This window comes from Sediminibacterium sp. FW305-C-269, assembly GCF_058231045.1.
Map to the genome: position 1 here is coordinate 1,050,407 of NZ_JBIQXQ010000002.1, position 14,973 is coordinate 1,065,379.

The window sequence follows — 14,973 nt, forward strand, 5'->3', positions numbered from 1 at the left end:
ACGGACGGATGATGGGAATACCACAACAGGTCTTAGCTGCCTATGGACTGACAGAGTCAGATACCGTGATCAAAGCTTTTGGTACGGGATTGATCAACCACACCTGGACAGTTGAACAGCAGGGTAAAAAATACATCCTGCAAAGGATCAATACCAACGTGTTCAAGGATCCCGAAGCGATTGCAGACAATATCAGCCGTATTGCCGCTTACCTGGCAGAACAGGCACCAGGCTATTTTTTTGTGGCACCTGTGGTGGCCCGTAATGGTCAACAACTGATCACCGTAGAAGGAGACAATGGTGGCTCGTTCCGCCTGTTTCCTTTTGTTCCGGGTTCGCATTCCAAAGCCGTAGCCACTTCTGCCGAACAGGCTTTTGAAGCGGCCAGGCAGTTTGGAAAGTTCACCCGCCTGCTGGCTGGTTTCGATGCCCGCAGTTTGCACACCACCATTCCCGGTTTTCATGATCTTTCTCTCCGCTACCGGCAGTTTCTGCAGGCGCTGGAAACCGGTAATGCCGACAGGATAAGGGAATCGGCCGAACTGATCCAATACCTGAAAGAACAATCGCACCTGGTAGACAGGTATGTGTCCATACAACAGGATGCGCAATTCAAGGTCAGGGTCACCCACCATGATACCAAGATCAGTAATGTGCTGTTCAATGAGGCAGACAAAGCCCTTTGCGTGATAGATCTTGATACGGTCATGCCGGGTCATTTTATCAGTGATGTGGGGGACATGATGCGGACCTACCTGCCCACCGTGAGTGAGGAGGAAAAGGACTTCTCCCGCATAGATGTTCGGGAAGACATGTACCATGCCATTGTAAAAGGCTATCGGCAGGAGATGGGAGAGGAGTTGTCTTCCCAGGAGAAGCAGGCATTCTTTTATGCAGGTCAGTTCATGATCTATATGCAAGCCATCCGTTTCCTGGCGGACCACATCAATAACGATATCTACTATGGTGCCCGATATCCTGGCCAGAATTATGTAAGAGCCGGCAATCAGGTGGTGTTGCTGCAAAAGCTCAACGCCTTGCAACAAAAACTCAACCTGTAATGAACAGATGAACAAGGAACAAGGAACAAGGAACAAGGAACAAGGAACAAGCATCAAGGAACAAGCATCAAGGAACAAGTATCCAGTATCCAGTATCCAGTATATACTATCCAGCAACTCCATTCCTTCACCTGAACATGCGGTTAGTAGTCATCAAAACATTCACTCATTCTATCATGCACTCATTCGCTCATTGATTTCCAGCAATCAGCTATGAGCCACGCGCTATGAGCATCCAGTATCCAGCATCCAGTATCCAGTATCCAGCAACCCCATCCCCCCATTCCTTCACCTGAACATGCGTTTAGCAGTCATCCAAACATTCACTCATTCTATCATGCACTCATTCGCTCATTGATTTCCAGCAATCAGCTATGAGCCACGAGCTATGAGCCACGAGCTATGAGCCACGAGCTATGAGCATCCAGCATCCAGTATCCAGTATCCAGTACACTCCCCACTGACTACTCACGATCGACAATCCAGAATATTCCCATTGCTTCCTCAGAATATGCAGTCAGCAGCGATCAAAACATTCACTCATTCACTCATCCTCTCATTCACTCATTAATTATCCCCCTCCGTTGTTTTGATAATTCGTGTTTTTTCACTGATGTTTTTCTGATATTTTTCTTTTTTGTCTTTTCCGATAAATGCGCAACTAACCTTTTGTGGGCGCTGTGAAGCACTACAAAATGTAAAAATATAGTCGACAGTGCTTAGAAATTGCTATATGCCATATTCTTCATGAATCCCTCTGATTTTTTCATGAAGGCCGTTTTTTATTAAAAAATCGTCATTTAAAAAAATTGAATGACGATTTTTTAATTGCATGAAGTCTTTATACGACGATTAGTTGATAAGGTTCGCACATTTTATTACACACTCCCTTCTACGGAAATAACAAATTTGTCTAATGATTTAATCAGGAAAGATAACAGGGATTGTTATGCCTTTTTTGCATTGTGTAAAACAGGTATTTGCGGACAAGGCAGTTCTCCTTCGCTTTGGATGATAGTCAATAGAATTGGATGCCTTCCTGTTATGCTGCTGATAAATATTCAGAAACAAAAAGAAGCCGTTTGAAAGACTGTTACATGTACAAGATCTACAGAAGCCTATTACTTAGTTCTAACCGGTTGGGACAAAGTTTTGTCCGGGCTCGTCGTTTTGCATTGTCTTGTGCGATTGCTTTTGTAGTTATTTTGCTTGGAGCTTCCCATGTTCAGGCGGCAGCCATTACCAGTAATGCTACCGGTAGCTGGAGCGCAACAGCCTGGCCCAATACAACCAGGACGGGCACCATAACAACAACTCTCAATAGTACTACGGTAACTGGTTCCGGAACTTCTTTTACAACAGAGATCAGTGTCGGAAATATCATTAAAACAACAGGTGGTGTCACCATTGGTACAGTAGCATCCATTCAGAGCAATACCGCTTTAACATTGGCGGCAGGTGCCCTGTCTGCGAATACGGCAATTGCTTATGCTTCCCAGGGTGTGGGTTCGGGGGATGATGTGACAATATTAAATGGAGCTTTTATCATTGTGGATGGGGTTTTTACCTGTAATACACTTGTAACAAAGGACCCTGGTAATTCAACTTCTTCTTCCACACTTATTGTGAATAGCAGCAACAGTCTCACTGTGACTGGTTCATTTACCATTACAGGAAATACAAAAGGTAATGAAACTATAACGATTATGGGGCCAGGTGCCATCAGTGCATCTTCATTCACAGTGAATACGGCATCTCCCTCAGGTAATACATCCCCCGCTACGCTTGGGGTGTCTATCAAAATTGCGCAATTTACGGTATCAAATAATTTTACTATCAATTCTGCGTTCAGTACCAGCGGTTCTAAACTTATCAATACTTCTTGTTCACTTGATAGCACAGTTGTCCTTACTGTAGGTGGAGTGTTGTCCACAACTTTGGCAAATAGTACAAGTAATGCTGTTTCTTTCACTATAGGTTCTAACGCTTCGGTATTAAAATTAAGTGCAGCTTCTCCCATTTCAGTTGCAGCAGCCGGAGTTGGTGGAACAAGTACTTTTATCTTGAACGGGACTGGCGCTACTGTAGATTATACAGGTACTGCTCAAACTGTATATCCAACTACTTATAAGAATCTTACCTTGTCAGGCAGTGGTACTAAAACCATCAGTTCTGTAACGGTCGATAGCTTGATGTCGATGGAGGGTACCGCTACCGCTTCAGCGGCACCAACGTACGGTTCCGGTGCCTCATTGCAATACAAGGGATCAGCAGTACAGATTACCGGGCCTGAATTTGTTTCGCCATGGACAGCTACAGGTGGTATTATCATTAACAATGCCAATGGCGTTACCCTGAATGCCAGTAAACAGATCAATAGTAAACTTAGTTTCACTTCTGGTATTCTCAAAACAACGAATAGTTATAACCTGGCAATGGGCAGTGCCGCTGCCGTAACTGGTGATGGTACCGGCAAATATGTAAACGGAACATTGCGTAGGTATGTGCCAGTGACAGCAAACCTGTCAGGTTTTAAATATCCAATAGGAGACTCGTTAAATTTTGCACCTGTGTCCATTTCATTTACGGGTACGCTTAGTGGAACGACAGGTTATATCGATGCCAGCACCGTACAAACTTCTGGTCCTCCGGATCCGGCATCCAATATCAGTCAAAGCCTGTACCTGAAACGATCCTGGAAACTTACCAATAATGGCGTAACAGGATTTAGTGAGTATGCACCTACTTTCAAGTTTGTTTCCGCTGAAATTATGGGTGGTGCTAACACGAATAATTTTATTGTAAGTGGGTATTCTGCACCCAGTTGGTTTTCGACCACAATTGGCGCCAGAGGTACTGACAGTACCAGGGTGACTGGTGTAACAAGTTTTGGTGACTTTTATATTGGTGAGCAGGCTATCATTGCCACCAAGTTGGTGATTACTGGTACCGCTACGCAAACTGCCGGCGCTAGCCAAAATATTACCATCACCGCAATGAATAACAATGCCACGGCAACTGCTTATACTGGTACCAAGGTATTGACGTTCAGTGGTGCCAATGCTTCTTTGAGTCCTGCCACATCTCCGACCATTACCGATATCAACGGAACAGCTGTTGCTTTTGGCTCTCCAGTGAGTATTACGTTTGTGGCTGGTGTGGCGCAGGTATCGGGTACTACCAATGGTGTCATGCGGTTGTATAAGGCCGAAGTTGCTTCTATCAGTGTAGTAGATGCAGGGGGCATCAGCGCTACGGGATCTGATCGTTTAACTGTAACGGTGAGTGCGGCTTCTGCTAATAAATTGAGTTTTTCCACCCAGCCGGGCAATGGGGTAGCTAATGCCAATATTTCGCCACAGCCACAGGTAAGCATTCTTGATGTATATGGTAACCTGGTAACCAGTGCTACCAACGCAGTTACATTGGCTATTTCGAATAATCCTTCGAGCGCTACGCTCAGTGTTGCTGCCAACCCCTTGACCGCAACAGGGGGTATTGCTTCTTTCAGTGGGGTAAAACTGGATAAGGCAGGAACAGGGTATACCTTATTGGCTACCGCCACCTCATTAACCAGCACCACCAGTAGTGCATTCAATATTACTCCCGAGCCGACCAAACTGGTGATCACAGGTACCGCTACACAAACAGCCGGTGCTACCCAAAATATTACCATCACCGCTAAGGATAATAACAATGCTACGGCAACGGCTTATACGGGTACCAAAACCTTAACCTTCAGTGGCGCCAATGCTTCTTTGAGTCCTGCCACATCACCGACAATCACTGATATCAATGGAACGGCTGTTGCGTTTGGTTCTCCGGTGAGTATTACGTTTGTGGCCGGTGTGGCGCAGATATCCGGTACTACCAATGGTGTTATGCGGTTGTATAAGGCCGAGACAGCCAATATCAGTGTAACCGATGGAAGCATCAGCGCTACGGGATCCGATCGTTTAGCTGTAACGGTGAGTGCGGCTTCTGCGAATAAATTGAGTTTTTCCACCCAGCCGGGTAATGGGGTAACTAACGCCAACCTGTCGACGCAGCCCCAGGTAAGTATTCTCGACGTATATGGTAACCTGGTAACCAGTGCTACCAATGCAGTTACATTGGCTATTTCGAATAATCCTTCGAGTGCCACGCTCAGTGTTACCACCAACCCGGTGAATGCGTCAGGGGGTATTGCCTCTTTTAGCGGGGTAAAACTGGATAAGGCAGGAACGGGGTATACCTTATTGGCCACTGCCACTTCCTTAACCAGCACCACCAGTAGTGCTTTCGATGTTTTCCCCGCGGCTACCAAACTGGTGATCACAGGTACCGCTACACAAACAGCCGGCGCTACCCAAAATATTACCATCACCGCGAAGGATAATACCAATGCTACGGCAACGGCTTATACGGGTACCAAGACCTTAACTTTCAGTGGCGCCAATGCTTCATTGAGTCCTGCCACATCACCTACGATCACGGATATCAACGGTACGGCTGTTGCGTTTGGTTCTCCGGTGAGTATTACGTTTGTGGCCGGTGTGGCGCAGATATCCGGTACTACCAATGGTGTCATGCGGTTGTATAAGGCCGAGACAGCCAATATCAGTGTTAGCGATGGAAGCATCAGCACTACAGGATCCGATCGTTTAGCTGTAACGGTGAGTGCGGCTTCTGCGAATAAATTGAGTTTTTCTACACAACCGGGCAATGGGGTAAGTAATACCAACCTGTCGCCGCAGCCCCAGGTAAGTATTCTCGACGTATATGGTAACCTGGTAACCAGTGCTACCAATGCGGTTACCTTGTCCATTTCGAATAATCCTTCGAGTGGTACGCTCAGTGTTACCACCAATCCGTTGAATGCGTCAGGGGGTATTGCCTCTTTTAGCGGGGTAAAACTGGATAAGGCAGGAACGGGCTATACCTTATTGGCCACTGCCACCTCATTAACCAGTACCACCAGTACTGCTTTCGATATTTCTTCCGGACCGGCTACCAAACTGGTGATTACCGGGTTGGGTACACAGTCAGCTGGAGCTGCACAGTCTATCACCATCACGGCCAAAGATGCCAGTGGCAACAATATATCTGCGTATAACGGAGATAAGGAATTGATCTTCAGCGGTGCCAATGCCAGTCCCGGCCCGGTAGTTTCCTATCCGACCATTACAGACAAATCAGGAACCCCCAAGGCTTTTGGTGCGGCTACCATTGTTACGTTTGTGAATGGTGCAGCTTCTGTTTCAATGAAATTATTTAAGGCCGAAACCGCCAGTATCACGGCCACCGATGGTGCCATTACAGCGGATGCGGATCGTTTGTCTGTGACCGTTTCACCATCAACCGGTACGCAGCTGACTTTTACCACTCAGCCGGGTAATGGTGTAAGTCTTGAGGCCCTATCGCCTCAACCAGTAGTGAAAGTACTCGACGCGTATGGTAACGTAGCCACCGGCGCTTCGAATGCCATAACACTGGCCATTGGTAACAATCCCAACAGCGGTACGCTCAGCGCGGGCAGCAATCCCCTGAATGCCAGTAGCGGTGTGGCCAGTTTCAGTTCTGTGACGATTAATAAGGCAGGTACGGGGTATACACTGACAGCCAGTGCACCTGGTCTTACCGGTGTTACCAGTAACGCCTTCAACATTACGGCTGCTTCGGCTGCCAATATCCAATATAATGCAGGCAACGGCCAGAATATACCGGTACTGATGCCTGTTAAAATACTGCCCAGTGTGCTGGTAACAGATGCGAGCGGCAACCCTGTTTCAGGTGTTACGGTAACTTTTGTAGTAACAGCTGGCGGAGGTTCTGTTACCGGTGCTACAGCAAGTACCAATGCCAATGGTATTGCTACAGTTGGTAGCTGGACACTGGGTTCCAATACAGGAACCAACACTTTACAAGCCAGTGCAGCCGGATTGACCGGAAGCCCGGTAAGTTTTACCGCTACGGCAGTGGCGCAGATCGTTTGTCCCACTTTCGACAAGCGAAACAATGGGCAGGCAACTGATCAATGTTATTCTGGAGATGTTATCGGTACCACGATTCCAAACGGAAAAGTAAAATCGGGAGTTTTTATTTTTACAACCGGTTCAGCCAGTTATGGGGTTGCCCAGGTATTGTTGAATGGTACTGTATACCAGGAGGCAAGCACGCTCTACCAGGGTTCGATCTTCTTTGGTGGATTTAATGGGGCCAGTAAACAAATCTGTTTTTACGGAAACTCCGTAAGTGACAATGCCACTCCCGCGGGAAACTGGAAGTTTAATTTCAAGGATGACTATGGCAATACCAAGTATTGTGAATATGTGATCACCGCCAACGGAACTATTTCCACACTGGTGCCGGGCACCATCGCCGCCGATCAGACCATTTGTTCAGGCAATACCCCGGCTGCCTTAACTTCTTCTGCCGATGCATCCGGATCTACCGGTATCACTTATCAGTGGCAGAAATCAACCAGTTCTGCTACCTCCGGTTACGCCAATATTTCCGGAGCTACTTCCAATACGTATACACCTGCTGCTCTAAGCACCACTACTTATTTTATACGTATTGCTACTGATAAATCAGGTTTGGCAGTTAACTCCAATGTAGTAACCATTACGGTAAACCCAACACCTTCTAAACCGGTGGTGTCTGTAGATCAGCCCAATTGTGATGCTGCTACAGGAACCATCACGGTGACCCCCTCCGGTAATGCAGGCGATACTTACAGTATCAATGGGGTTACATACACCAATACAACCGGTGTGTTCACTTCAGTGAATCCCGGCACTTATTCGGTTACGGTAAAAAACAGTTATGGCTGTGTGAGCGCTGCCACCAGTGTTACCGTAAATGCGCCTCCTGCCAAACCTACACAACCTGTTATCAGCTCTTCTGCCACCGGTTCTGTATGTGCCGGTACAGGGGTTACTTTAACCAGTACTGCTATCAGCACTGGTAAATATCAGTGGTATAAAGGAGGCGTGGCCATTGTAGGTGCTACCGGCCGTACCTATACTGTGTATCAGTCGGGTAGTTATACGGTTACCACCACCGATGCCTGTACCAGCGATCCCAGTGCAGCTTCAGTGGTAACTATTACGCCGCTGCCTACCGCTTCTATTACGCAGAGTACTCAGTTGGCATTGGGCGTAGATTGCGGTCTTACCACATTGACCCTGGTGGCCAATTCAGATGCGCTAAGCCCAACCTACCAGTGGAAAAAAGATGGTACCAATATTCCGGATGCCGTAAATGCTACCTATGCTGCATCCACTGCCGGATCCTATACGGTGGTTATCACCAATAATGGCTGTACAACCGTTTCACCGGCTTCTGTGATCACCACTTTCCCAACAGCCGCTGCAGCCGGGCAGACTACGGTTTGTCAGGGTGAGTCAGTTACCCTGCAGACAAATACCAGCGGTCTTACCAATCCTACTTTCCAATGGCAGGTAAGTGCTGATGGCGTGAATAACTTTACAAATGCTTCCGGAAATGCGACTGCTTCCAGTTACCAGGCGGTGGCTACCGGGTATTACCGTGTATTGGTGTCCTATGATGGTATTACACAAACATCCTGTGCCATAAGGGTTACGGTGAATGCATTGCCTTCGGTTTCTGTGAGCTCCAGTGCTACCAATATCTGTTCAGGCAGTTCGGCAACCCTTACGGCAACGGCAAGCGGCGCCAGTTCTTATACATATCAGTGGACCATTGCCGGAACGCCAATCTCCGATGCTACAGCTTCCACCTATACTACCCAACTTTCTGCTTCTTATGCTGTACGGGTAACCGATAATAATGGTTGCCAGAATACCAGTGCCAGCACCATCATTACGGTTAACGAACTGCCTACGATTAGCGGTTATTTGTCTGTTTGCGGCGCCAGTGCTACTTCGCAGCTTACCGGTTCCGGTATCCCTGCTGCCAGTAATACATGGTTGTCAAGTAATACCAGTGTGGCTACTGTAAACGGTACAGGATTGGTTACCGCTGTTGCCTCCTCCGGTACCACAACCATCACTTATAAAGACGCGAATGGTTGTACCACTTCTTCTGCATTTGTTGTGCTATTAGCCCCTACGGCTGTGGTAAGCAGTGCCAATCTTTCGGTTTGTTCCGGTTCCAATGCGGTTTTCAATATTACCGGCACGCAGAATGCGGTTGTTACGTATACGCTGAATGATGGACTACGTGAAACAGTTGTACTCACGGCCGGTTCTGCCCAGATCACTGTTCCGGAAGCCACCACCAATCAAACCCTGTCCCTGATATCGATACAGTCTTCTGATGGTGGTTGTACCCAGAGTTTATCATCCACTGCAACCGTTATGGTTAACCCGCTGCCTGTGGTAGGTTTTATCTCCGGGGTAAGCAATGTGTGCGTGGGATCTACTACCCAGTTGTTTTCAGCTTCTGCCAATGGAACTACTTCCTGGACCACCAGCAGTCCCCATGTAACCCTGAGCGGTGTTGGTGGTACGGTTACCGTTACCGGTATTTCTGCGGGAGTGGCCACTGTTTACTACTCACTTACGAATGAATATAACTGTACCACACAGGTTCCGGTTGATGTTACCGTAAATGCACTGCCCGCTATTGCAATAGTCCCTTCAGCCACAGCCATCTGTGCAGGCGGTTCGGTTACACTGACCGCCAGTGGTGCGGATACTTATTCCTGGAGTCCGGCTACCGGATTGAGCAGTATTACCGGATCTGTAGTGTCAGCTACGCTCACCAATACCACTACCTATACTATTACCGGAACCGATATCAATGGTTGTGTGAATACCGGTACGGTTACCGTTACGGTGAATGCCTTGCCTTCCATAACTGTTTCAGCAAATCTTACTGCCATCTGTATTGGCGGTACCGCCAGTTTAACTGCCAGTGGTGCCGATACCTACAGCTGGAGCCCTTCTACCGGCCTTAGCGCTACTACCGGTGCAACGGTGCAGGCCAGCCCATTAACAACTACCGCTTATACCGTTACAGGTACGATCTCTGCTACCGGATGTGTGAATACAGCTAGTTTAACACTTACGGTGAATCCATTGCCAACGATTTCCGGTGTTAGTGGTAACTTAACTATTTGCTCTGGTCTTACAACAACTTTAACGGCCAATTCCGCTACCAGTAGCCCTACTTATAAATGGTATACTGCTGCCAGTGGCGGCACACTGTTGTATACAGGTGCGGTGTATACGACCGCTGCGTTAAGCGCTACCACCAGTTTTTATGTGGATGTGACCAGTGAAGCGGGATGCGTGTCTGCGTCCAGAACGCAGGTGACGGTAACTGTGAATCCAACACCAACGATATCCGGTGTTAGTGGCACATTAACGATTTGCTCTGGTGTAAATACCACTTTAACAGCCAGTTCCTCTGCAAGCAGTCCTACGTACAACTGGTACACGGCTGCCAGTGGTGGTACACTGTTGTATACCGGAGCTGCTTATATCACTGCTGCATTAACGACTACGACCAGTTTCTATGTGGATGTGACCAGTGATGCAGGTTGTGTATCGGTTTCACGTACAGCAGTTACCGTGACCGTCAATCCATTGCCAACGATAGCTGGTGTTAGTGGAACCTTAACGATCTGTTCTGGTGTCAATACGACTTTAACAGCCAGTTCGGCTGCAAGCAGTCCTGCCTACAACTGGTACACGGCTGCCAGTGGTGGTACACTGTTGTATACCGGTGCTGCTTATACCACTGCAGCATTAACGACTACGACCAGTTTCTATGTAGATGTGACCAGTGGGGCAGGTTGTGTGGCTGCTTCCAGGACTGAAGTGACGGTTACGGTGAATCCATTACCAACGATTTCCGGTGTTAGTGGTAACCTGACTATTTGTTCTGGTCTGACAACTATATTAACAGCGACCTCTGGCGCTGCCAGCCCCACTTTCAAATGGTATACAGCTGCCAGCGACGGTACGTTGTTACATACGGGTGCTGCCTATACAACAGCAGCTTTGAACAGTACCACCAGTTTTTATGTAGAAGTAACCAGCGATGCGGGTTGTGTAGCTGCATCCAGAACCCAGGTAACGGTGACCGTGAATCCGACCCCCATCATATCCGGTGTTAGTGGCACATTAACGATCTGCTCTGGTGTAAATACTACTTTAACAGCCAGTTCCTCTGCAAGCAGTCCTACGTACAACTGGTATACGGCTGCCAGTGGTGGTACACTTTTATATACCGGGGCTGCCTATACCACTGCAGCATTAACGACTACGACCAGTTTCTATGTGGATGTGACCAGTGATGCGGGTTGTGTATCGGTTTCCAGAACGGCGGTGACGGTTACGGTGAATAGCTTGCCTGAAATCACCGGCACAGTAACGTCTATCTGTTTGTCCAGTACTACTGATTTTACCGCCAGTGGTACGGCAGCGACTTCCAATCCTTGGAGATCTTCTAATGTAAATATCGCCACTGTATCAGCGGGTCTGGTTACCGGAATCAGTGCCGGTACAGTTACCATTACATATACCGATATCAACGGTTGTGAAGCCAGCAGGAGCCTGGAGGTATTGGCATTACCTGCTACCAGCCTGATCACGGTATCTCCTTTGAGTGAAACAGTTTGCACTACTACGCCTATTACCTATAGCATGCCGGTATCTACCTATCCGAATCCATACGATTGGGAAGCTCCGGCTAACAGTACGGGGTATGTTGTACAGACAGGCGTTGTGTCGGCCAATACCCGTGAACTTACTTTGTTATGGCCTGCTACCGGAACCAAAACATTATACCTGCGATATAAAGGAGACAATGGCTGCTGGTCACCAGTAAAAGCTGTTTCAAAAATCGTTGAATTAACGCCTACTGCAACAGTAGCCGCGTCAGTCGCGTCTATCTGTTCGGGTTCTAATGCAGGTTTTGTGATTACCGGTTCGGATGGCGCCATAGTGACCTACCAGCTGACAGGTATCAGCGGAACAGCTACCACCACTTTAACAGGCGGATCTTCTACCATTACGGTTACGGGTGCAGTTGCTTCGCAAACCATCACCCTGGTATCTGTAGCACTGAATAGTTGTACAGAAACTTTAAGCAGCACTGCCACTGTTATTGTAAATAAAGTTCCCGACCAGCCTTCAGTGATCGTTGGCGATATCACGGTTTGCGCGCAGGCCAGTGAAACTTACACTGTTATTGACGAAAGGAGTAACGGGAAAGATGTGACTTCCTGGACCTGGCAGCTGCCTGCTGGTTGGACAGGTAGTTCAACCGACCATACGATCAATGTGGTAGCTTCTGCAATAGCAGGATCCGGAACAATTACTGTAACAGCTAATAATGCCTGTGGAGCCAGTATACCTCGTACCATTGATGTTACAGTAGTATCTTCAGGTCAGTTATTGAGTCCATCCTTTACCATCAATGCGGTGGAACAATGTCTGAGTGTCAATGCATTCATCTTCACGAATACCACCAGTGGTGCAGCAGATAGTTACCTGTGGGACTTTAAGGATGGTTCTGGCACTATCACTACCAAAGATGCTACCCATCAATACAGCAGTGCGGGTAATTACGATGTTACCCTGACCGTAAGCGGGGGAGGTTGTTCTTCCACCATTTCGCAGAATGTGGTGGTAACACCGCTGCCAACCGCTAGCGTAACAGCAGCTAACCTTTCTATTTGTTCTGGTGAGAACGCAATATTCAATATAACAGGTACTGCCGGATCGGTAGTTACTTACAAAATAAATGGCGGTGCAGACCAGCAGGTGACCCTGGTGGCTGGTTCAGCGCAGATCAGTATAACAGGTGCCGTTGCTTCGCAAAGCATTTCGTTGGTATCTGTTGCCAATAGTGTTTGTACGGAAGTGTTAACAGGAACAGCTGCGGTTACGGTTAATAACAGACCGGTGATTAACCTTACCGCCAATATTTCAGAGATTTGTGCAGATGGAGACCGTGACGATTCCAAACAAGTGACTTACACCACCGAAGCAGGTATGAGTAATTATACTTGGAGCGTGTTGGGAGGTATACAACATACGACAATAGCCGGAGGCGGCTCACTCAGTTCAACTCTGATCCTGAACTGGGAACAGGCAGGAAGTCCGCGGGTAACCGTTAACTATACTAATTTGGCAGGATGTAGGGCGCTCACCGATGCATCTGTCACTACTACGGTATTACCTACAGCTACCCTGGGTACCGTGGGTCAGTTGACTTCAGTTTGCTCCGGAACCAATGCTACCATTCAGCTGACCGGTCTGGTGCCTAGTGCCAGCCAAACGATCACTTATGATATTGAAGGTAGTATTCAGCCAGGGGTAAGTGTAACATCAGATGCGTCCGGAAATGCCAGCTTTACTATCCCTGTTACTTATGCGGATAACGGAAAACGTTTCATGGTGAATGAGATCCAGCTTCAGTCGAGCGGTTGTGAAGAGGAGTTCACTACAAACAATAGTTTCTCGTTACAGGTAAAACCTTTGCCTGTGATATCCGGTACCCTTACGGCGGCGTATGGCACTCCGATTACTTTAACCGGAAATCTGTCACCAGCGGCTACCAATCCCTGGGTATCGTCTAATACCGGCGTAGCCAATATCAGTGATGCCGGGGTAATATCCATGGTGTCGATCGGTACTTCTACCATTACCTATACCAGCAGCAACGGATGTAGCATTTCAGCTCTTTTGACCATCAATGCGGCTCCTTTAACCATTACGGCCAATGATCAGAGCAAATTATATGGTGTTACGGGTAACCTGGGAACCAGTGCCTTTACGGTAACCGGTTTGGCGGCGGGAGAGAGCATCAGCACGGTTACCTTGAGTAGTACAGGAACGGTTGCAACAGCACCTGTAGGTACCTATAGTATCACGGCTTCTGCTGCTTCAGGAAACTTTACTCCCTCGAACTATACAATTACCTATGTACCGGCCACTTTAACCGTAACAACGGTTTCAATAACCATTACGGCTTATGATCAAAGTAAACTGTATGGAACTACCGGAACGCTGGATGCCAGTGCGTTTAGTGTAACCGGACTGGTATCAGGAGAGAGCATCAGTAGTGTTACATTGAGTAGTCCGGGTACACTGTCTACAGCAGCTGTAGGTACTTACAGTATTACCGCATCGAATGCTACAGGTGCTACCATATCGAACTATGTGGTTAACTATGTGCCTGGCACTTTAACGGTGACCGCTGCTCCATTAACGATCACGGCGAATGATCAGAGTAAGGTCTATGGCGTAACAGGTAACCTGGGCAGCAGTGCCTTTAGTGTAACGGGTTTGGCTTCTGGTGAGACTATCAGCAGTGTTACATTGAGCAGTCCGGGCACCTTGTCTACAGCAGCTGTGGGCACTTACAGTATTACAGCATCTTCGGCGACCGGATCAACAGTATCAAACTATAGTATCAACTATGTGTCTGGTACTTTAACGGTGACCGCTGCTCCATTAACGATCACGGCAAATGATCAGAGTAAGGTCTATGGTGTAACAGGCAACCTGGGCAGCAGTGCCTTTAGTGTAACGGGTTTGGCTTCTGGTGAGACTATCAGTAGTGTTACATTGAGCAGTCCGGGTACCTTGTCTACGGCAGCTGTGGGAACTTACAGTATTACAGCGTCGAATGCCACCGGATCAACAGTATCAAACTATAACATCAACTATGTACCCGGTACCTTAACTGTGACCGCTGCTCCTTTAACGATCACGGCGAATGACCAGAGCAAGGTTTATGGTGTAACAGGTAACCTGGGCAGCAGTGCCTTTAGTGTAACGGGATTGGTGGCAGGAGAAAGCATCAGCACGGTTACCCTGAACAGCCCCGGAACCCTGGCGACAGCAGCTGTAGGTACTTACAGTATTACAGCATCTTCAGCGACCGGATCTACCGTATCCAACTATACGATCAGTTATGTATCCGGCAC

Annotated in this window: 3 protein-coding genes; 2 read left to right on the forward strand and 1 reads right to left on the reverse strand. The window is 47.8% G+C overall.

The features are described from left to right. Positions 1-8: 8 nt before the first annotated feature. Positions 9-1,061: a phosphotransferase enzyme family protein gene (locus ACH3Y6_RS09920; protein ID WP_490835447.1), complete on the forward strand. Its 1,053-nt coding sequence runs from the start codon at positions 9-11 to the stop codon at positions 1,059-1,061. A 1,486-nt stretch (positions 1,062-2,547) separates the two neighbouring features. Here ACH3Y6_RS09920 and ACH3Y6_RS09925 read toward each other — a convergent pair. Beyond that, complete coding sequence (locus ACH3Y6_RS09925) at positions 2,548-3,081, reverse strand: hypothetical protein (protein WP_490835448.1); 534 nt, start codon at positions 3,079-3,081, stop codon at positions 2,548-2,550. A 43-nt stretch (positions 3,082-3,124) separates the two neighbouring features. Between ACH3Y6_RS09925 and ACH3Y6_RS09930 the strand changes: the two genes are divergently transcribed. Then, positions 3,125-14,973: beta strand repeat-containing protein (locus tag ACH3Y6_RS09930; RefSeq protein WP_490835449.1), on the forward strand; the 11,849-nt coding region annotated here is incomplete at its 3' end.

Coding starts and splice junctions, on each gene's coding strand:
- ACH3Y6_RS09920 (WP_490835447.1), top strand. CDS start 9: ATGATGGGAATACCACAACAGGTCTTAGCTGCCTATGGACTGACAGAG.
- ACH3Y6_RS09925 (WP_490835448.1), bottom strand. CDS start 3,081: ATGGGAGAAGCTGCACTTAATTTTAATACCGAAGCGTTAGAACCTATA.